The organism is Sphingobacterium sp. UBA7625, from assembly GCF_002484085.1.
Lineage (GTDB): Bacteria > Bacteroidota > Bacteroidia > Sphingobacteriales > Sphingobacteriaceae > Sphingobacterium > Sphingobacterium athyrii.
Genome location: NZ_DLJD01000003.1, coordinates 327,018 through 346,221, shown reverse-complemented (window position 1 = coordinate 346,221; position 19,204 = coordinate 327,018). Strand labels below are relative to the sequence as shown.

Annotated in this window: 22 protein-coding genes; 19 read left to right on the top strand and 3 right to left on the bottom strand. The window is 37.9% G+C overall.

Annotated features, from left to right (window positions below; translation table 11 throughout):
- The first annotated feature begins 433 nt into the window (after positions 1-433).
- The 19 genes from B4G94_RS01565 (at position 434) to B4G94_RS01475 (ending at position 15,079) form a co-directional block, all read left to right on the top strand.
- Positions 434-1,213: a ParA family protein gene (locus B4G94_RS01565; protein ID WP_286856712.1), complete on the top strand. Its 780-nt coding sequence runs from the start codon at positions 434-436 to the stop codon at positions 1,211-1,213.
- Positions 1,206-1,604 carry a DUF3408 domain-containing protein gene (locus tag B4G94_RS01560; RefSeq protein ID WP_286856711.1) on the top strand — a complete coding sequence of 133 codons (399 nt, stop codon included), beginning with the start codon at positions 1,206-1,208 and terminating at the stop codon, positions 1,602-1,604. The genes B4G94_RS01565 and B4G94_RS01560 overlap by 8 nt, the downstream gene beginning before the upstream one ends.
- A gap of 30 nt (positions 1,605-1,634) precedes the next feature.
- Entirely contained in the window at positions 1,635-1,910 is a 276-nt protein-coding gene (locus B4G94_RS01555; protein WP_124533480.1) for a DUF3408 domain-containing protein, read from the top strand.
- Between the two features lie 2 nt (positions 1,911-1,912).
- Positions 1,913-2,527, top strand: coding sequence for a conjugal transfer protein TraD (locus B4G94_RS01550; protein WP_286856710.1), 615 nt, complete (start codon positions 1,913-1,915; stop codon positions 2,525-2,527).
- A gap of 48 nt (positions 2,528-2,575) precedes the next feature.
- Entirely contained in the window at positions 2,576-2,878 is a 303-nt protein-coding gene (locus B4G94_RS01545; RefSeq protein ID WP_124533484.1) for a hypothetical protein, read from the top strand.
- Between the two features lie 35 nt (positions 2,879-2,913).
- Positions 2,914-3,114 (top strand): hypothetical protein, encoded by a 201-nt coding sequence (locus B4G94_RS01540; RefSeq protein ID WP_286856708.1) that lies wholly within the window; start codon positions 2,914-2,916, stop codon positions 3,112-3,114.
- 286 nt (positions 3,115-3,400) lie between these two features.
- Positions 3,401-4,939: a hypothetical protein gene (locus B4G94_RS01535; RefSeq protein WP_286856707.1), complete on the top strand. Its 1,539-nt coding sequence runs from the start codon at positions 3,401-3,403 to the stop codon at positions 4,937-4,939.
- A gap of 274 nt (positions 4,940-5,213) precedes the next feature.
- Complete coding sequence (locus B4G94_RS01530; RefSeq protein ID WP_286856706.1) at positions 5,214-5,519, top strand: DUF4134 domain-containing protein; 306 nt, start codon at positions 5,214-5,216, stop codon at positions 5,517-5,519.
- Between the two features lie 30 nt (positions 5,520-5,549).
- Positions 5,550-6,383 carry a DNA adenine methylase gene (locus tag B4G94_RS01525; protein ID WP_286856704.1) on the top strand — a complete coding sequence of 278 codons (834 nt, stop codon included), beginning with the start codon at positions 5,550-5,552 and terminating at the stop codon, positions 6,381-6,383.
- A 9-nt stretch (positions 6,384-6,392) separates the two neighbouring features.
- Positions 6,393-6,728 carry a DUF4133 domain-containing protein gene (locus B4G94_RS01520; RefSeq protein ID WP_286856702.1) on the top strand — a complete coding sequence of 112 codons (336 nt, stop codon included), beginning with the start codon at positions 6,393-6,395 and terminating at the stop codon, positions 6,726-6,728.
- Complete coding sequence (locus tag B4G94_RS01515) at positions 6,728-9,235, top strand: TraG family conjugative transposon ATPase (RefSeq protein WP_286856700.1); 2,508 nt, start codon at positions 6,728-6,730, stop codon at positions 9,233-9,235. Before B4G94_RS01520 ends, B4G94_RS01515 begins: the two co-directional genes overlap by 1 nt.
- Positions 9,236-9,254: 19 nt before the next feature.
- Complete coding sequence (locus B4G94_RS01510; protein ID WP_048506326.1) at positions 9,255-9,887, top strand: DUF4141 domain-containing protein; 633 nt, start codon at positions 9,255-9,257, stop codon at positions 9,885-9,887.
- A gap of 3 nt (positions 9,888-9,890) precedes the next feature.
- Complete coding sequence (gene traJ, locus B4G94_RS01505) at positions 9,891-10,874, top strand: conjugative transposon protein TraJ (RefSeq protein WP_286856699.1); 984 nt, start codon at positions 9,891-9,893, stop codon at positions 10,872-10,874.
- A gap of 21 nt (positions 10,875-10,895) precedes the next feature.
- The gene (gene traK, locus B4G94_RS01500; protein WP_048506328.1) at positions 10,896-11,519 is read left to right on the top strand and encodes a conjugative transposon protein TraK; all 624 of its coding nucleotides are present in this window, start codon (positions 10,896-10,898) and stop codon (positions 11,517-11,519) included.
- 10 nt (positions 11,520-11,529) lie between these two features.
- A complete protein-coding gene (locus B4G94_RS01495) occupies positions 11,530-11,811 on the top strand; it encodes a nitrogen regulatory IIA protein (protein WP_286856698.1) in 282 nt (93 codons plus the stop codon).
- Entirely contained in the window at positions 11,801-13,129 is a 1,329-nt protein-coding gene (gene traM, locus B4G94_RS01490) for a conjugative transposon protein TraM (RefSeq protein ID WP_286856695.1), read from the top strand. Before B4G94_RS01495 ends, traM begins: the two co-directional genes overlap by 11 nt.
- 24 nt (positions 13,130-13,153) lie before the next feature.
- Positions 13,154-14,053, top strand: coding sequence for a conjugative transposon protein TraN (gene traN, locus B4G94_RS01485; protein ID WP_286856693.1), 900 nt, complete (start codon positions 13,154-13,156; stop codon positions 14,051-14,053).
- A 19-nt stretch (positions 14,054-14,072) separates the two neighbouring features.
- Positions 14,073-14,633 (top strand): conjugal transfer protein TraO, encoded by a 561-nt coding sequence (locus B4G94_RS01480; protein WP_286856692.1) that lies wholly within the window; start codon positions 14,073-14,075, stop codon positions 14,631-14,633.
- Between the two features lie 11 nt (positions 14,634-14,644).
- A complete protein-coding gene (locus B4G94_RS01475; protein WP_286856691.1) occupies positions 14,645-15,079 on the top strand; it encodes a TraQ conjugal transfer family protein in 435 nt (144 codons plus the stop codon).
- Positions 15,080-15,170: 91 nt separating this feature from the next.
- Here the strand turns inward: B4G94_RS01475 and B4G94_RS01470 are convergent, their stop codons facing one another.
- The 3 genes from B4G94_RS01470 to B4G94_RS01460 are packed head-to-tail and all read right to left on the bottom strand — an operon-like array spanning position 15,171 to position 19,077.
- A complete protein-coding gene (locus B4G94_RS01470) occupies positions 15,171-16,178 on the bottom strand; it encodes a tyrosine-type recombinase/integrase (protein ID WP_286856689.1) in 1,008 nt (335 codons plus the stop codon).
- Positions 16,175-17,122 (bottom strand): tyrosine-type recombinase/integrase, encoded by a 948-nt coding sequence (locus B4G94_RS01465; protein ID WP_286856688.1) that lies wholly within the window; start codon positions 17,120-17,122, stop codon positions 16,175-16,177. Before B4G94_RS01465 ends, B4G94_RS01470 begins: the two co-directional genes overlap by 4 nt.
- Entirely contained in the window at positions 17,119-19,077 is a 1,959-nt protein-coding gene (locus B4G94_RS01460) for a tyrosine-type recombinase/integrase (RefSeq protein ID WP_286856686.1), read from the bottom strand. Before B4G94_RS01460 ends, B4G94_RS01465 begins: the two co-directional genes overlap by 4 nt.
- Positions 19,078-19,204: the final 127 nt, after the last annotated feature.

Below are 19,204 nucleotides of genomic sequence, written 5' to 3'. Positions count from 1 at the left end.
TTCTTCTTTGTGCTATCAAGCAAGATAAGCTGATTGTTTTCCGGATATCAGGCAGGCAAAAATTCATGAGGGCAAATCATCAGGCCAGTTATACAGCGAACCTGTTTTCAAGCCTGCCAGAAAACAAGGTTTCAAGATGACAGTCCGGTTAAAGTTCTGTCCCGCCCGAAAAATATCTGGGATTCAGGGATGAGGGAAGAAATGAAGGACAGATGGCTTTCCGGAAATAAATAAGATCGGCAGGATGGATAGAAAGTCTGAAGGATAGGATGAGAATCGGCAAGCATGCAGGCTTGACGGGTTCCTTTTGGGAAATCAGTCAGTCATGCTTTCCGGAAAGAGAAGAATAAATAGGGCAAGCGATCACGCGGAAGATCCGGCTTGCAGTATAGACCAAATACTACTTTATAATAATTTTTAAAAATCAAGAAAAATGGAAAAAAAGAAAAAAACATTATTTGTGGCATTCTCCAGCCAAAAGGGAGGTGTCGGTAAAAGCACTTTCACTGCGATTTTAGCGAGTACATTACATTATAGTCGAGGACTTAATGTAGCTGTTTTTGATTGCGACTATCCCCAACACAGTCTTGCCCAGATGAGGCAGAGAGACCAATCCGCAATTATGAAAAATGAGACCTTTAAAAAATTGGCTTTCCAACAATTTAAGACAATAAATAAGAAAGCTTATCCCATATTTCAATGTAAGCCTGAACTTGCATTAAAAGAGGCAGAGCAATTTTTAACATTGTCGTCCATTCCTGTTGATATCATATTTTTTGATCTACCGGGAACAGTTAACACTCCCGGCCTTCTAAGCACTCTTGCGGGAATGAACCACATTTTTTCTCCGATAACAGCGGATCGTGTTGTGCTTGAAAGTACACTTTCTTTTACCGATGTCATGACCAATGTTTTGATTAAAAATGGAGAAACCTCGATTAAAACAATTAGACTCTTCTGGAATCAGGTAGACGGTAGGGAAAGATCTGTTCTATATAACCATTATGATAAAATAATTCATGAACTGGGATTGACATTGATGGAAACTAGAGTTACTGACAGCAAACGATTCAGAAAAGAAAGTGAATCAGAGGCAAAAACGGTTTTTAGGTCAACTCTGCTCCCACCGGATAGAAGGCTCATAAAGTCCTGTAAAATGGATTTGTTCATTGAGGAATTTCTAAAAACAATAAAAATGCAGGATAATGGATAAAAATGAGAAAAAAGCGAACCTCCCAAAAGTTGATGAAGAATATCTTATGCAAGTTATGGCTGAGGGTACACGGGATCCAAACCTGCCAGTTCAGCAAGAACCTCCCGTTGAAAATAAGCCTGCGGTGAAAGATAAACCGAGAGGAAAAAGACAGCCAGAAGGAAGCTACGGGGAACTTTTTCTTAAGAATCATTCCATGAAACGAAGAGGTGAAAAGAGTATCTATATCAGGCCGGAATATCATGAACGTTTATCAAGAATAGTACAGGTTATTGGCGAAGATAAAATCCCGCTGTATGCCTATCTAGACAATATTCTGAATCACCACTTTGAACTATTTGAAAAGGCAATTACAGATGACTTCAATGATAAGTTTAAACCAATCTTCTAATTATTTCAATTTATAACAATGAATATCAAAATGAAAAAACAACAAAATAGCCAATTGAAAAAAACACTTCATATAGATGAGTATGAATGTGCTTTTTTAAAGCCGACAAGCACGGTAGCCAGATGTGGAAAATCGGTTTATATATGTTCAGATTTTCACAAAAAACTTACCCGGATCGTATATATTCTTGGGGATGGTGAAATTACGCTCACTGACTATATCCATAATGTCCTGAAGCAGCATTTTGAAAATTTCGCTGACGAGATAAACACGATCCATGCCCTGAACCAAAAACCAATATTATAACGATGGAAGTATTGATTTTAATCTTTCTTTTAACAATAATTATTCTTTTGTTGAAAGATAAATTGGTTATAAACAAAATTGCAAGAACTCAGGTCGTCGCTCCTAAGAAAGATCAGAAGGATATCATGGGCAAATCCACCTATGATGGAAGACTTACCACGCCAAGTGTATCCTCTGAAAGCCAAATAAATGAGCGAAAAGATAAAGAGGATAATTTTGAAATGAAAACCGAGGGAAAGGGTTTAGAACATCCTGTTTCAGATGGAAATTCTGATGAGACTTCCAAAGAGCAAATTGACTACGAGGAAGAAGAGGAAGAATTTAAAAACATGGGACTTCCGAAAGAGGTCAGAGGGTATGCCAAAGGGGTTTCCTTTCAAGAGCTCAATGATGCCGGGCAGGTATTGAGGAACAATGATCCGGAACCTGTTTCAGTTAAAAAGGCGGTCGCTGTAGTTCGTAAAATTGAAGGTACCGACCTGTTTTATCTTTTGGAAAATGCTATGGAGGGTTCATCCCGTAAGATCGCAGATCTTTTGAATAAGAATTTGCCAAGCGAAGAAGAACCTAAAATTTCTGAAAACAGTGATGATTTTAACATTGGGGATTTTATTTAAGATCCCCTTTGTCTTTCCATAATAACCTAAATTTAAAATATTACAACTATGGTAGGATCAAAAGATAACCCGGACTATATATTTGAGGAATATAAGGGATATATCATTGCTAGCCACAAACGGAATGTGGCTGAAAGGCATGTTGATAATTTCATCTTAATTTATAAAGAATTTGATTTCCCTCATTATGGATATGTGCTAGGTCTTGATGATAGTAAATCATCCGGAGGAAGAGTAATGTACCCAAGCAATCTTGAAGATGCAAAATTTCATATTGATAGGGAGCTTAAAGAAATAAGGAAAAAGGCCCTGGCAGTAATACCTAAAAAGTTAAAAGGGCCAAAGTTGTAGCGATAGTTATCGCAGTAATTATTAAACCAATAATTATGAATACCGAAAACCTTTCGATACCGGAGATTGAAATTCTGGGGACAATTTTCCAATTCGATATTGATAGAATTGAACTGATTGAAAAAGCTAATCCCTACAATAGAATCTACTTCAACTGCATGACTGACTATGGAACACATTACAAATTCGATTACAGTGCCAGACCAAAAAAACTATTCCTTTGTTATTTACTGTAGTGATTCAGGAAGTATTGTTATTCATCTGGTTGACATAAAATTACAATATGAAAAAACTATAGAATAATAGTTTTAATACTAGGCTTAAGAGAGGACCAAAATTGAAAATCTGCCAAATAAATATTTATAATATTAACTTTTGGCGTCAACGTGATTTGTTGGCGCCTTTTTATTGCAATAATCCACACAAATATGCCACTCAAAGCCAAATAATTCCCAGGAATTCATCTTTATCCAATGTCATCAATTTTCGGATCATTTTTACCATAAAATAAAAAAGAAAATTATGGATAAAGAAAACAGAAAATTACCGGAGATTGAAATTGAGAAAACAATTTTTCAATTTGACATTGATAGACTGGCGCTCATTGAAAAGGATAATCCAAGCAATTCGATCAGCTTTGCCTACATGAAAGATCACGGGACACACTATTCCTTTAATTACAGCCCAATCTCTAAAAATCACGATTTTATCGTTATCAATCCCGAATTTGACGACACTGGAAAAATAATCCTTGATCCTTATTTTGAGACCAGTGTTAATGTGATGATTCCAAGGATTACAGAGATTGATCCATTGGGGGTTAGTCAGAAGTACAATTGCACCAGCAAAGATATGGTTGAGAAGACTGACTTTGAATTGATGGTTAACCAGGAGGTTTACAATAAGAGAATTGATGGTCATCCCGTAAAAGTAAACATTTGCGACAATGAATATGTAGTTGATCCTGACAATGATATCTTATGGTCAATTCAGGGAAAACCGGATATTGAACTTGAAGGTTTGAGAGATTATTATAGTGACAAAAACAGAGCCTATAATATATTATATGAACCGGCAACCGGACGGGTTATTGATCTCAAAAAGGAAAGTGTCATGGACACTGAATCGGTAAGGCTTGTGGAGATTCCAGACATAAGAACCATAGACCCCATAGGTAAAAACCATGCGGCAAAATTACCGCTAAAATTTGGCCTTATATATCATGACCTAAAGCTCGAATACGAACTTGCCTATAGTCACGATGAAATTAGCCAGGTTATTCCAGCTCATAGGAATGATCAGGGCCAACTGGAATTACTGATCGAGGGGACTACATTTATTGTTGATATCAACAGATTTGAGTTCCGTGACAAGTCCAATCCAAGTAATGTAATTCCATTAAAAGAAATGCAGGACTGCGGTGATGGCTATCTGATCGAATATAATGACAAGGATATTCACTTACCTGAATTTGTTGTACTTGACCCTTCGGGCATGGCAAAAAAATATAACGTTTCCATCAAGGAAGTGGAAGCGCATGATGACTTTCATTTTATGGTTGATCAACAGGCTTTTCACAGCCGGATGCAGGGCAAGCTTCCAACTATTGAAATTGAAGGTCATACCTTTACTGTTGACATCAGGATGAATATGCTACGTTCCGCCACTGATTTCGCGTCTAAAGGGATAAATTTTGATGATATTGACCATTATTATTCGGAAGAGAAAGATGCTTATCTCATTCCGTACGATCCCAAAAAACATGAATTTCGTGAATTGGACTATGCAAATATTTCCAGCATCCCAAAAGATCTGATCGCCATTGAATTTCCATTTCAAACAAAACTTGATCCGATTGGATGGAACCGTGAAGGTGGGTGGGATCTGAAAAGTGATTTAAAATGGCTTGGCATACAGAGCCATTTTGAAGCCAAGAAAATTCCCTGGGAAAAAACTTTTATTGTTGACGTCATCAAAGAAAACAAGGAAAAACAACAAAAAGGTCAGGATAATCAAAAGACCAATAATCAGTCAAAGAAAAGTAAAGGCCGGAAATTGTAAACATTTCAATTATATAAGATTAAAAGTGCTAGTTCTTAGGATTCAGCACTTTTTTTTTGTTTCACTAAAAAGATAAAAATCCTCCCATCCTTTGACCAGAATCGTATGGTTATAAATACTCATTATTAGGTCAAAAAAGTACCCACTGACAACCTTAGAACGCCAAATAATTCCACGGATTTCCAATTTATAAGAGTGCTTTCAATTCTGTCTCACATTTGCCATGTAAGCCTGCAGGGTGCAGGAAAAGAATAACAAAAAATTCGATTAAAACATGGAAAAACAAAGAAAAAGAATTTTGCTGACAGCATTGTTAATGATGTCAACTTATGGCGCATTTGCCCAGGGAAACGGTCAGGGCGGTATTCAGGAAGCAACTCAAATGGTTACTTCTTATTTTGATCCTGCAACGAAATTGGTTTATGCTATCGGCGCAGTAGTCGGGCTGATTGGAGGTGTCAAGGTTTACAACAAATTTAGCTCCGGTGACCCCGATACCAGTAAGACTGCTGCCAGTTGGTTTGGAGCATGTATTTTTTTAATTGTCGCGGCTACGATCTTACGATCATTCTTCCTGTAGCCTTCAATTCAAACCTTCAAATCAACAGCTATGACGACAGCAAAAAAAATAGTTACTCCATTAACATATTATGGAGGTAAGCAAAAACTCGCAAAGGTGATAATTCCTCTTATCCCGCCACACAAGACATACGTTGAGCCTTTTGTCGGTGGCGGGGCTATATTTTGGTCAAAACCTATCACAAAGGTTGAAGTTATCAACGACTACAATAGGGAATTGATCAATTTCTACGAAATGGTCCAAAACCAGTTCGTAGAATTAGAAAAGCTGATCAGAATAAGTCTCCACAGTAGATCCTTACATAACGACGCCCTAGTGATTTACAACAACCCTCACTTATTTGACAGGTTAAAGCGTGCCTGGGCAGTATGGGTTCTCTGTAACCAATCCTTTAGTTCAATTATCGGGGACGCCTGGGGCTACGACAAAACCAGTTCTACGAGCGCTCGAAAGATCAGCAATAAGCGCAACTCATTTTCAGAGGAATATGCGATCAGGTTACAGAATGTTCAGATCGAGAATACCGATGCGCTTCGCATCATTAATTCACGTGATCACATTTCTGCATTTCATTACTGTGATCCACCATATTACAATTCTGACTGTGGCCATTATGACGGCTATTCGAGAGAAGATTATTCCTCACTCCTACGTTGCCTATCCCAGATCAGCGGGAAATTTCTGCTGAGCAGTTATCCGAGCCCTGAGTTAAAGCAATACATAAAAAATCAGGGCTGGTACACTTTACAGATGCAGTCCAGTGTAATGGTGGATAATGCGCATGGAAAACCGCATAAAAAGAAGATTGAAGTCTTGACGGCGAATTACGACCTGAACGCAATTCAGGGAACTATAAACTTTTAGACCATACCGATGAAAACATTTAATATCAATAAAGGTGTGGGCCGTTCGGTTGAATTTAAAGGACTTAAAGCCCAATACCTTTTCATTTTTGCGGCAGGTCTTCTGGGTGTATTGATCCTGGTCATGATCATGTACATGATTGGTCTAAACTCCTATGTATGCCTTGTACTGGGAACTATGGGATCATCGGTTCTCATCTGGCAGACTTTCTCACTTAATGGGAAGTATGGTGAACATGGACTTATGAAAATAGCTTCAAAAAAGCGACATCCAAGGTTCATTATCAGCCAAAAGCGGATCTATCGCTTACTAAAATCCAAGTTGAATTTCAAATCACTCAAATAATGAGAAATATGGCAAAGACAAGGACTTTGGAATCAAAGTTTCCGCTACTTGCAGTTGAAGAGAACTGTATTATATCGAAAGAAGCGGACATCACTGTATGTTTCAAAGTTATCCTTCCGGAAGTATTTACGGTATCATCTGCCGAGTATGATGCTATGCACTCTGCCTGGCATAAAGCAATTAAAACCTTGCCCGATCATTCAATCGTGCTAAAACAGGATTGGTTCATTAAAGAAAGTTACGAGCCGGATCTTTCCAAAGAAGATATAAGCTTTTTAGGGAAATCCTATCAACAGCATTTTAATGAACGCCCCTTCTTGAACCATTACTGTTATCTATATCTGACCAAGACCAGTAAGGAACGAATGCGGATGCAATCTAATTTCTCCTCGCTTTGCAAAGGTGTCCTGATACCCAAGGAAATACGTGACAAAGAAAATATCCATAGGTTCATGGAGGCAGTGGCGCAGTTTGAACGGATTTTAAATGACAGTGGATTTATATCTCTTGAAAGACTTACGAGTGAGGAAATTACCGGAACTGACAGTGATCCGGGCCTCCTTGACCAATACTTAACCCTTTCCAGAGCCAAAGACGAACCTTTACAGGACATATCTCTTGGAAACGAAGAAGTGCGCATTGGTAATAAAAGGCTCTGTGTGCACACCTTATCGGACACCGATGATCTTCCTGGTACTGTTTCGATAGATAGCAGGTACGAGAAACTATCAACGGACCGTAGTGACTGTTTACTGTCATTTGCTTCACCTGTTGGTTTGTTGCTTAACTGTAATCATATCTACAACCAGTACATTTTTTTGGATAATTCTGACGATAACCTCAGAAAATTTGAGAAATCCGCGCGCAACATGCATTCGTTGGCAAAGTATAGCCGTAGCAATCAGATTAATAGGGAGTGGATTGAGAAGTATCTCAATGAAGCGCATTCTTTTGGTCTTTCTTCGATAAGGGCACATTTCAATGTGATAGCCTGGTCAGATGATCCTGCTGAGTTGAAAAGAATAAAAAATGATACCGGCAGTGCACTGGCTCTAATGGAATGCAAGCCCAGACATAACACGGTTGATGTCGCTACGCTGTTTTGGGCAGCAATGCCAGGCAATGCAGGCGACTTTCCAAGTGAGGAAAGCTTCTATACGTTTATTGAACCAGCGCTCTGTTTTTTTACGGAGGAAACGAATTACCATGATTCCCCCTCTCATTTCGGGATAAAAATGGCTGATCGACTTACAGGAAAACCAGTTCATCTGGATATATCTGATTTCCCGATGAAAAAAGGTATCATCACAAACAGAAATAAATTCATTCTTGGTCCTTCCGGTTCGGGCAAGTCTTTTTTTACTAACCACATGGTTCGCCAGTACTGGGAACAGGGGTCGCATGTTTTATTGATCGATACCGGGAATTCATATCAGGGGTTATGTGAAATGATAAAGGGTAAGACCAAAGGGCAAGACGGGGTATATTTCACTTACACTGAAGATAATCCAATATCCTTTAACCCCTTCTATACAGACGATAACGTTTTTGATATTGAAAAAAGGGAAAGTATTAAGACGCTTATCCTAACACTATGGAAGCGAGATGATGAACCTCCAAAACGTTCAGAAGAAGTTGCTTTGTCGAATGCGGTAAGCGGGTACATCGAACATATTAAAAATAGTGATGTTAAACCGTCCTTCAATGGATTTTACGAGTATGTCAAAAACGAATACAAGCAAGTTCTCCAAGCTAAGGAAGTCCGGGAAAAAGACTTTGACCTTGCCAATTTTCTAAACGTGCTAGAGCCTTACTATAAAGGTGGAGAATATGACTATTTACTAAATTCCGAAAAGGAGCTGGATCTACTGAATAAACGGTTTATTGTTTTCGAAATCGACGCTATCAAGGATCATAAAATTCTTTTCCCCATTGTGACCATTATTATAATGGAAACTTTTATCAATAAGATGAGGCGGTTAAAGGGTATCCGGAAGCTAATTCTGATTGAAGAGGCTTGGAAAGCGATAGCAAAAGAAGGTTTCGCGGAATACATAAAATACCTCTTTAAAACGGTCAGAAAATTCTTCGGAGAAGCAATCGTTGTGACCCAAGAGGTAGATGACATCATTCATTCACCCGTGGTCAAAGAGACTATCATCAACAACTCTGATTGCAAAATTCTCCTTGATCAGCGTAAATATATGAATAAGTTCGATGACATCCAAGCGATGCTAGGTCTTACCGAAAAAGAGAAATCCCAGATACTTTCGATCAATATGAACAATGATCCTTCCCGAAAATATAAGGAAGTATGGATCGGGCTTGGGGGCACTCACTCTGCAGTCTACGCAACGGAGGTTTCAATGGCCGAATATTATGCCTATACCACAGAAGAAACCGAAAAACTGGAGGTCATGCAACTGGCTGAGGAACTCGGCGGGAATGTTGAGCATGCCATAAAACGCATTGTTCTCAAAAACACCGCAAATCAAAATAATAATTAATCTCTAAAATTTTAAAATAATGAAAAAGATCATTTTCATGGTGATGATGGCATTTACATTCGCCTTCACACCATTAGCAAAGGCGCAGTGGGTTGTCACCGATCCGACAAATCTTGCATCGGGTATTGTCAACAGCGCAAACGAGATTGTCCAGACATCCTCGACAGTTTCAAATGTAATCAAGAATTTCAACGAAGTCAAGCGAGTCTATGAGCAAGGAAAAGAATATTACGATAAGCTCAAGGCTGTAAATAATCTTGTAAAAGACGCGCGCAAAGTTCAGCAAACAGTTTTACTCGTTGGTGATGTATCTGAAATGTACGTTACCAATTTTGGTAAAATGATGAATGATCCCAATTTCAAACCGAATGAACTGGCGGCCATTGCAAACGGCTATTCTGCCTTGCTTAATGAGAGTACTGAGCTTTTAAAAGAATTAAAGCAGATTATCACTGCCAACGGCCTTTCCCTGAATGACAAGGAAAGAATGGAAGTTATTGATAAAGTATACAAGGAAGTAAGGGAATACCATGCCCTTGTAAAATACTTTACCAACAAAAATATTTCGGTGAGTATTATACGTGCCAAGAAGAAAAACAATACCCAACGAGTTCTTGAACTCTATGGAAATCCAGATCAAAAATATTGGTAAATCATGGAATACGAAAACTTACATGAAATCTTAAGGTCGTTATACGACGAGATGATCCCACTTTCGGCTGATATGGCGGGAGTGGCTAAAGGTGTAGCTGGTTTAGGAGCGCTTTTCTATGTGGCTATAAAAGTATGGCAAGCATTAAGTCGTGCGGAACCTATCGACGTTTTTCCTTTACTCAGACCGTTCGCTTTGGGCATTTGTATCATGTTCTTTCCGACAATTGTGCTGGGATCTATCAATGCTGTTTTAAGCCCGGTTGTTAAAGGAACGCATGCCATGCTCGAAAATCAGGTTCTTGACCTAAATGCTTTACAGGAAAAGAAAGATAAACTGGAATATGAGGCAATGATCCGAAATCCTGAAAAAGCATATTTGGTTTCTGACGAAGCATTTGACAAAAAACTGGAAGAACTTGGCTGGTCGCCTGGGGACCTTGCCACCATGAGCGCAATGTATTTTGAGCGGGGAATGTTCCAATTTGGACAGAGTATTAAAGATTCTTTTAGGGAGTTTCTGGAAATATTATTCAATGCAGCGGCTTTGGTGATCGATACCATAAGAACATTTTTTCTGATAGTCCTTTCAATACTAGGGCCAATCGCATTTGCCATAAGTGTCTGGGATGGCTTTCAGTCCACATTAAATCAGTGGTTTACGAGATATATCAGTGTGTATTTATGGCTACCTGTTGCTGACCTGTTCAGCTCCATCCTTGCCAGAATACAGTCTCTGATTTTGGAGCGGGATATCGAGAATTTATCCGATCCTTCCTTTATTCCAGATACAACCAACACCGTATACATCATTTTTATGATCATCGGGATAGTAGGGTATTTTACGGTTCCTACGGTAACAGGCTGGATCATTCAAGCTTCTGGTGCTACAAATTTCACCCGAAATATTCAGCAGGCTGCAAGTGTTGCTAGTGGTGGTGCGGGGGCTGTTGCCGGAAATATTGGTGGGCGATTACTTAAAAAATAACATACCTAAAAAATTAAAAACATGGAATTTAAAACCCTCCGGAATATAGAAAATAGCTTCCGTCAAATCAGGCTATATGCGATAATTTTTGCCTTGTTATGCACTGGTATCGTTGGATACGCAATCTGGAAGTCATACAGTTTCGCGGAAAAGCAACGGGAAAAAATCTATGTCTTGGATCAGGGCAAATCATTGATGCTGGCACTTGCACAGGATGCCAGCATCAACCGCCCTGTTGAGGCAAGAGAGCATGTAAGACGTTTTCACGAACTGTTTTTTACCCTGGCCCCGGACAAAAATGCTATTGAGAGCAATATGAAGCGTGCTTTTAATCTTGCCGACAAGAGCGTATTTGATTATTACAATGACCTTGCTGAAAAGGGATATTATAATCGTATCATCAGTGGAAATGTACAGCAAAGGGTCGAAGTTGACAGTGTGATCTGCAACTTCGATTCTTACCCCTATTCAGTAAAAACTTATTCCACACAATTTATCATCCGTTCAAGCAACGTGACCAAGCGTAATCTGGTCACTTCCTGTAATCTGCTAAACTCCGTTCGGTCTGATAATAACCCACAGGGCTTCAACATCGAGAAATTCGCCGTGTTGGAGAACAGGGATCTAGAAGTTGTAGAACGCTAAATGTATCATTATGAATCTAAGAACAAAAATCGAAAATCGTATCAATGATCTTGATGACTGTTGGCGCGAATTGCCCATTAAAAAGCAGCGAAAATATACTATTTATTTTTTCCTGTTGTACACCATTTTAACGCTTATTGTTGTGGTGAACGTATGTGTCGAAACGGGAGAAGCAGATCAGGAAGTTGCCATCCGGCATATTGAGAATCCTGTCGAAAAAACAGGGAAGTCCGGTCTTATAGCCAAGGACAGTTTATCAATTAACTTAAAAAATGAGAATAATGGAAAATAACGAGAATAAAAGGATCAGTATTCTAGTCGAAGAATCTGACCAGAAATCTGAAGATTTAATAAGTGGGAATGACAAATCCAAGCTGGAAAAGTTAAAAAAGCCATTGATCTATCTTCTAATGGGAATTGTTTTCCTTGTCTGTCTATATCTGATTTTCAAACCATCGGCCGATAAGGATGAGAACAAAGATTCGGGCCTCAATGGTGCTGTTCCGCAGGCAACAGAAATAGGTATGCAGTCCGATAAACAAAAAGCCTATGAGCAGGCAATGATGGACGAGAAAAACCAGCAAAAAAAGAATATGCTCACATCACTTTCCGATTATTGGAATAGTGACAGTACGATGCAGGCCGCCGATCCGAATTCAGGATTAAATGAGAGTCCAACAAATAATCCATCAGGAAAGAGCAATCAGGCCGAAAGTCCGGCATTAAACTCCTATCGCAACGCACAGGCGACTTTAGGATCATTTTATAACAGTAATGAAAATTATGAATCAAATGAACTTCGCAAAGAGATTGCAGGATTAAAAAGGCAACTTGATGAAAGGGATGCGAACCCCGCTCCCTTGACAGTTAATGATCAATTGCAGCTCATGGAAAAATCTTACCAGATGGCGTCCAAGTATCTTCCAAATAATGGTGGTGAGCAAAAAAAGTCAGACAGTACAGCCATTAGAAATACCGGAGGTCAGAAAACATCCTTTGTTGCTTTTTCGCCGATGCGTGCCAATGTGGTTTCCGCACTTTATCGTGAACCTACAGATCGGGAGTTTTTGGAAAATATTAACGGAGAAAGAAACCGTGGATTCTACACTGTGGGTGTAACCGAACAGGCTACCAAAGTTAAGAATAGTATTCGGGCATGTATTCATGAAAACACAACCATTGTTGGTGAAGGAACCGTGAAATTGCGGCTGCTTGAAGATTCAAAGACTCCTGATTTCACTATTCCCTCCGGTTCTATTGTTACTGCCGGAGCAAAATTCAACAATGGACGTTTAAGCCTAAAGGTTTCTTCAATAGAATCCGACGGCAATATTTTCCCGGTAGAGATCAACATTTATGATCTGGACGGTCAATTGGGGCTGAATGTGCCTTATTCCGCTGAAATGAGTGCCGTCAATGAAATTGCTGCTAACATGAGCCAGTCTTCCGGTACTTCTATCATGATGAGCAGATCCGCAGGCCAGCAAATAGCGGGCGACCTCTCCCGTGGCCTGGTTCAGGGAGTTGCGGGCTATTTTTCAAAGAAAGTAAGAACACCCAAAGTAATGTTAAAGGCCGGTCATCAGGTTCTTTTAGTTTCAAAAAAATAATACTAATTCTTAAATCAAATAGAAATGAAATCGATCATTAAAAAAATATTAATAACGATTTGCGCAATACTTGGGTTTGTTTATTCGCATGCACAAACAATTACAGACTCATTAAATCATAAGTTAGATTCAGAACACGTTGAGCCTTATCACATCACTGTAACGTATAATAAAACAACGCACCTTATCTTTCCATCTGCGATCCGTTATGTTGATCTGGGAAGTGAATTTCTTACTGCGGGAAAAGCTGATGATGCGGAGAATGTATTACGGATCAAAGCAGCAGTGAAAGATTTTGAAGATGAATCCAATTTCTCAGTGATTACGGATGACGGAAAATTTTATAGCTTCAGTGTTTTTTACAGTTCTTATCCGGAGATCCTAACCTATAACCTTGATCCAATGGATAAATCCGTATCAAACTCCAGAGCCAATATACATCTGGAAGACCTGGGTTTTTCTCCTTCTGTTCCCGATCAGCTCATGGAAGCTATCTATAAAAAAAACCGGAACAATATCAGGCACATTGCTTCCAGAAGTTTTGGAATTCTCTTTAGCCTGAAAGGGATTTACATATACCAGGGGAAATATTACTTTAATACGCAGATTCAGAATAAAACCAATGTTTCCTATCAGATAGACTTTATAAATTTTAAAATAGTCGATAAAAAAGTAGCAAAACGTACTGTATTTCAAGAGAAACCACTAAATATCGTACGGACTTACAGCGATATTGCCGAAGTTCCGGACAACAAAACGAGCCGTGAAGTTTATCTGCTGGATCAGTTCACACTTGATCATGATAAAATACTTGTAATTGAGCTTTTTGAAAAGAATGGTGGAAGGCATCAACGACTTGAAGTTGAAAATGAGGACTTGCTCCGCGCAGTACTATTGAAGGATCTACCACTAAAAATTAAATAACAATCTTATTTAAAATGATATGAAAAAGATATTAAGCATATTCTTAATGGTTCTATTGCCATTTACCTCAATTTTGGCGCAACGATTACTACCTTATCAAAAAGGTTTACAGGTCACTGCTGGCATGTTTTCCAATGATCAGCCAAAGGACAATTATTTTGTGAATCTGGAGCTGACACAAAATCACAAAAAAGGAAACTATCATTTCTTTTCAGCAGAATATCAGCGCAGGACAACATTCTATACTGAAACCCCCATTCCGATAGAAACTTATTTATTATCGGGCGGATATAGTTTCCATGTTTTAGGCTTACCAAATAAAATTGTGAATTTAAATTCAGCAGTCGAGGCCAGTGGTGGTTATCAGTTGGTCAATCACAACAAACTATTGCTAGCGGATGGTTCCCAGATCAACAATGAAAGTAGTTTTGTGTACGGTGCCGGAGGTAGGCTGACCCTAGAGACATATCTGACCAATTTTATTATCCTATCCTTACAGGCCAGAGCAAAATACGTTTGGGGAACAAATTTTAATCAATTCCGTCCTTCCGCGGGTATTGGCCTTCGTTTTAACCTTTAAATTTTATCTATATGAAAACATTCTTAGATACAAAATTCCAGTATAGCTGGTTCATTTTACTAATGAGTATTGGCTTATTATTTTCCTGTAAAAATGATGATCTTGATATTCAGCAGAACTTCCCATTTGAGGTTGTTGTCCTTCCTGTTAACAAAGCAATTGCAGTCGGTCAGACTGAGGCAATTTCCATGAAAATCAAAAATACAGGAAGTTTTTCTGGTGTTCAATATTTCTTCCGGTATTTTCAGTATGACGGAAATGGAAATCTGATCTATGAAATTGGGAAGACAGGGAAAAAAGCCTTTCTACCCAATAAAGTATACTTTCTTTCCGATGCCAAGAGTTCGGAGATCACCTTTTACTACACATCGCTATCCAATGTCCAGCAATCATTTGACATTTGGCTATTATGTGGTATACCACATAAGATCCATTATGTTGTGTAGTCACTTATGTTCGTGTTCCAGTTATTTTATCGTTTAACACTTAATAATAAAAGATAAAGTAATCTGGAACACAACATAATAATTTACCAAATTAAAGATTATTTAAAAAAGTCATTAGGTCATCATTATTTTTCCAATGTGTCCTTTTATTGTCCACAGATACTTCGCAGGCACTTAAAGCCTTCGCTTTCATTTCAATATCTATTTCAGCATAAATATTCGTTGTATTTATAGAAACGTGTCCAAGCCATGCCCGAATAGTATTAATATCTACACCAGATTGTAATAGATGCGTTGCTGTAGTATGCCTTATAGTATGCGGACTGACGTTTTTTTTAGATATGGAGGAGACTTTTAGAGAAGCTCTTTCCGTATATTTTTCAATTACGTTATAAATGCCGAAACGGGTCATTGATTGCTTTTGTCTATTAATAAAAAGATTCTCAGAAGGGTCTCTGGCGTTTGAAAGTATTGTTAATTGGTCCACTGTCTCCTGCCAAAGAGGACATCGTCTTTGTTTATTCCCTTTTCCTTTAATTAAGACAGTTGATATCTCGTTTTTTCTCTGAGCAAGACTAAGATTAGAGATAGTCATCTGAGCAACTTCGTTAGCCCTTGCCCCGGTATTATAAAGTAAAAGAATAAGCGCATAATCTCGCTGTCCTTGTTTAGTTTGCTTTTCAGGTTCATCCAGCAGGGCATCCATTTCTGACCGGTCGAGATAGGTTATTGTCTTTTGAGGCCCCTTTTTAATCGGTATAAGTTTTATCATTCTAACCCATTCTATATAATCTATGCAATTTTGACCGACGAATTTCGCAAAGGAATTAATAGCCGCTAGGCGCTGGTTGCGGGTAGATATGGAACATTTTCTTTCTGTTTCAATATTTGAGAGGAAGTTTTTGATCAAATCTGCATTTAGATCTTCAATCATCAATTTGTCAATAGATTTATTTCTCAATTTCGAGGCATATGGTATTATCAGCCGCAAGGTATCCCTATAACTTGCAAGCGTGTTAGGCGAAAGATTTCTATTGTTGATAACATATTCGGTCAAAAATCTCCTGACCCACGTGCTTAGGTATTTTATATTTTTCATAATCGATTTTCATTTGCATAATGATTAAATTTTTTATTCGCCTCTTCAAGCAATTTGTTGGTCATAGAAAGGTATACGGATGTATAATCCAAACGATGGTGCCCCAGGAATGTTGATAATACAGGTAAAAGTATCTGTACGTCTTTCCCCTCTTCATACCAGCTAATTAACCTGTTTGTCGCAAATGTATGCCGAAGATCATAAATCCTTGGTTGATAAACTGCTCCATCAGTCCTCTTAATACCAGCATTTAACCGTATTTTGGAGAAAATAGCATCCAGCAATGACCCTCCAAATGGTTTATTACCCTTCCATACAAACAAATAAGAACCAGAATCTTGTGTGATACCTTTTTCTTTTCGATGCAGAAGATAATGGATAATGATATCTTTAATCTGCTGGTTAAAAGTTACATAACGGGTTTTATAAAATTTTGATTGTTCAATTAGTATTGTTCTTTTACCTAAATCAATATCTTTAAGTTTAATTAAGAGCACTTCTCTTCTTCTCAATGCCATGGTGTATGTTAAAATCAATATCGTTCGTATCATGACAGGATCTACTTGAGAAGGCCTCTTTTGATAAGTCAAAGCCGAATCAAAAAGACTTTTCAATTCTTTATTACTGTAGATATAAGGAATGTATTTCGCAGGTTTTTGTGGAGAGAAATCAGGCAATGGGATTTCAAAAATGTATCTCTTTAATTTGGCGTAATTAAACAATCCTCTGATTACAGTCCGTTTCGAAAACCAGCTGTTTGTTATCATTCCTTTTTTTCCAACTAGAAAGACCAGCACCATCTCTGTAGTAACGTCTTTAACATTGATATTGGCGCCCATTTCTCTTGAGAATTGTTTTAACAGATATTTAAGCTGAATAGTACAAGACTCTCCTAATGAATCCCTATATTCAACATAGCTATTTACTAAATCTTGCATTTTCATAGTATTTCCCAGTTAGTATCTGCTACCTTGTACAGATTGGTTAAATCTACCTTTGAATATATTCTGGTTGTATCAATTTTTTGATGACCTAAATAATCACTGATTTCCTTTAATGAAAAACCTGTATTGATCAAGTAGGTGGCACTTGCATGTCTCAAACAATGAGGACCACAGGATTTTATATTCCAATCCATCGGTTTTAATATCTTATTTATGATTGCGTAAATAGAGCTGTTATTTAACTTCTTGTAAGGTCCAATCTGTGTTAGGAAAACTTCCCTCAAACTTGATTCATTGGGCCGTGCTTCTTTAAGATAATGTATTATGGCATCACCAACAGTTGGGGTTAAGGGGAATAATTGCGGCTTACATCCTTTTGATCTTCTTACGTAGATAATCTCCTTTTGCCAGTCTAAATCATCAAGCTGAAGATATGCTACTTCACTGCTTCGAAGTCCATAAACCGTAAGTAGCTGTAAAATGGCAAAATCTCTTATATTAATAGGTCTTTCAGTTGCGAATTCTGAGACCATCTTCTGGATATTTTCTCTTGTTGGTGCTAATGGCAACAGCTCATGTTCATAGATTCTGGGAGCTCGGATAGATTCAGATAAACCGTTCATACACCATCTTTTCTCAGATGCAAAGCAAAGGAAAGATCTCAATACACTTAATTCGTTTTTAATTGTTCTTCTGGAAAGACCGGTCTTCTTACGGTTGCTAATAATTTTTCCAATGATATCTGGTGTAACTTGATTAAAGTGGACACAATGCTCACTGATGAGTTTCAGATAACCCTTTAATATTCCGCGTCTGGATATTATAGTTCTTTCTGATAGACCTTTGATTCTTGATTGAAAATATAAGTATTTGCTCAATTCTTTTGTAAAGGGAATTGAGGGCACTGTATCATCTTCCAAACAATCTAATAAGGACAACCATATTTTAGCAGTATGAATTAAGCTTAGCTTATTCTTATAAGTATAATTTTTTGTTCTGGGATGTATCTTGTCTAATCTTGACCAATTACCAGCCATAACTGTTAATTCAGAAACTTTTACTGTCCGTACCGAATAGAACTTAAGATGAGTCATGATAACCAACAGACTCATTGCTTCGTTATAAAGGGTAGAATCTTTTATCCCTTGGTTCTTCCGATGGTGTAAAAACAGCAGCCGTTCTGCCAGTAAAGGGCTTTCTATTTGATGAAATAAAACATGACGTAATTTAAATAACTTTTTCAGTAATATATCATTTTCTTCTGAAGTTGCTTCCACACGGTTCAGAAAGCCCAACCAGTCTAGTCCAATTTTAATAAACAGCTTCTTTCCAAATTGATTAGAACTTGTTTTTGTATTGTATTTTTTACTTAAACCCCATTTTTGGGCAGCCTCAATTAACTCTTTAATAGTAATTATCCTGCCATTTTCCAGATGCAAAAATTCTATTATTCGCAGAAGATAAGATGCTGTAAGCTTTAATTCCAGAGTTCGCTTCTCCTGGCTTTGTAAATATTTCAAATATGAGATTCGCTCTGGAAGTAATGGATGGCCTAGATGCCGTTTTAGCGTGCTGGATGTTTTATATAACTCCTGCAGTATTTCATTTCCCTCTTCTATGACAGGTACATCCAGCCAGTTTAGGTACCTTAACCATGATTTAGTGTACATAGAAAAATTTTTTTTTCCAGATTCCGAAAAATTCTTTTTTAAATGGTGAGTAGTTTTCATTTTCCCCCATTTCACAGCGGCCGCCTCAATTTCTTCCACAGTTACAATCCTATGATCCTGCAGACGGAGCAATTCGGTTGCTCTTAATAGATATCCTTCAATTAATTTCAATCTGAATTCTGTAGCATTATTAATCGACAGATAATTCAGATACTCAACTCGCTCTTTCAGTAGTGGAGCGTTTTGATGATGATTTAAATTTCTTTTGAATAATTGTTCTAACATATGTTTCTGTTTTATACCTATTTATTCTAACGTTGAAATACAATTAAAAATTTGAATTTTAAATAGTTACGTGTAATAATCAACATTAGTTCTAACCGAAAACAAAGCAAAAAGTCCACATAAAATT

Bases quoted from the DNA above. Each gene is read 5' to 3' on its own strand.
- B4G94_RS01550 (WP_286856710.1), top strand. From the start codon at position 1,913: ATGGAAGTATTGATTTTAATCTTTCTTTTAACAATAATTATTCTTTTG.
- traN (WP_286856693.1), top strand. From the start codon at position 13,154: ATGAAATCGATCATTAAAAAAATATTAATAACGATTTGCGCAATACTT.
- B4G94_RS01540 (WP_286856708.1), top strand. From the start codon at position 2,914: ATGAATACCGAAAACCTTTCGATACCGGAGATTGAAATTCTGGGGACA.
- B4G94_RS01520 (WP_286856702.1), top strand. From the start codon at position 6,393: ATGAAAACATTTAATATCAATAAAGGTGTGGGCCGTTCGGTTGAATTT.
- B4G94_RS01465 (WP_286856688.1), bottom strand. From the start codon at position 17,122: ATGAAAATGCAAGATTTAGTAAATAGCTATGTTGAATATAGGGATTCA.
- B4G94_RS01460 (WP_286856686.1), bottom strand. From the start codon at position 19,077: ATGTTAGAACAATTATTCAAAAGAAATTTAAATCATCATCAAAACGCT.
- traJ (WP_286856699.1), top strand. From the start codon at position 9,891: ATGGAATACGAAAACTTACATGAAATCTTAAGGTCGTTATACGACGAG.
- B4G94_RS01535 (WP_286856707.1), top strand. From the start codon at position 3,401: ATGGATAAAGAAAACAGAAAATTACCGGAGATTGAAATTGAGAAAACA.
- B4G94_RS01530 (WP_286856706.1), top strand. From the start codon at position 5,214: ATGGAAAAACAAAGAAAAAGAATTTTGCTGACAGCATTGTTAATGATG.
- B4G94_RS01515 (WP_286856700.1), top strand. From the start codon at position 6,728: ATGAGAAATATGGCAAAGACAAGGACTTTGGAATCAAAGTTTCCGCTA.
- B4G94_RS01495 (WP_286856698.1), top strand. From the start codon at position 11,530: ATGAATCTAAGAACAAAAATCGAAAATCGTATCAATGATCTTGATGAC.
- B4G94_RS01555 (WP_124533480.1), top strand. From the start codon at position 1,635: ATGAAAAAACAACAAAATAGCCAATTGAAAAAAACACTTCATATAGAT.
- traM (WP_286856695.1), top strand. From the start codon at position 11,801: ATGGAAAATAACGAGAATAAAAGGATCAGTATTCTAGTCGAAGAATCT.
- B4G94_RS01565 (WP_286856712.1), top strand. From the start codon at position 434: ATGGAAAAAAAGAAAAAAACATTATTTGTGGCATTCTCCAGCCAAAAG.
- traK (WP_048506328.1), top strand. From the start codon at position 10,896: ATGGAATTTAAAACCCTCCGGAATATAGAAAATAGCTTCCGTCAAATC.
- B4G94_RS01510 (WP_048506326.1), top strand. From the start codon at position 9,255: ATGAAAAAGATCATTTTCATGGTGATGATGGCATTTACATTCGCCTTC.
- B4G94_RS01525 (WP_286856704.1), top strand. From the start codon at position 5,550: ATGACGACAGCAAAAAAAATAGTTACTCCATTAACATATTATGGAGGT.
- B4G94_RS01470 (WP_286856689.1), bottom strand. From the start codon at position 16,178: ATGAAAAATATAAAATACCTAAGCACGTGGGTCAGGAGATTTTTGACC.
- B4G94_RS01560 (WP_286856711.1), top strand. From the start codon at position 1,206: ATGGATAAAAATGAGAAAAAAGCGAACCTCCCAAAAGTTGATGAAGAA.
- B4G94_RS01545 (WP_124533484.1), top strand. From the start codon at position 2,576: ATGGTAGGATCAAAAGATAACCCGGACTATATATTTGAGGAATATAAG.
- B4G94_RS01475 (WP_286856691.1), top strand. From the start codon at position 14,645: ATGAAAACATTCTTAGATACAAAATTCCAGTATAGCTGGTTCATTTTA.
- B4G94_RS01480 (WP_286856692.1), top strand. From the start codon at position 14,073: ATGAAAAAGATATTAAGCATATTCTTAATGGTTCTATTGCCATTTACC.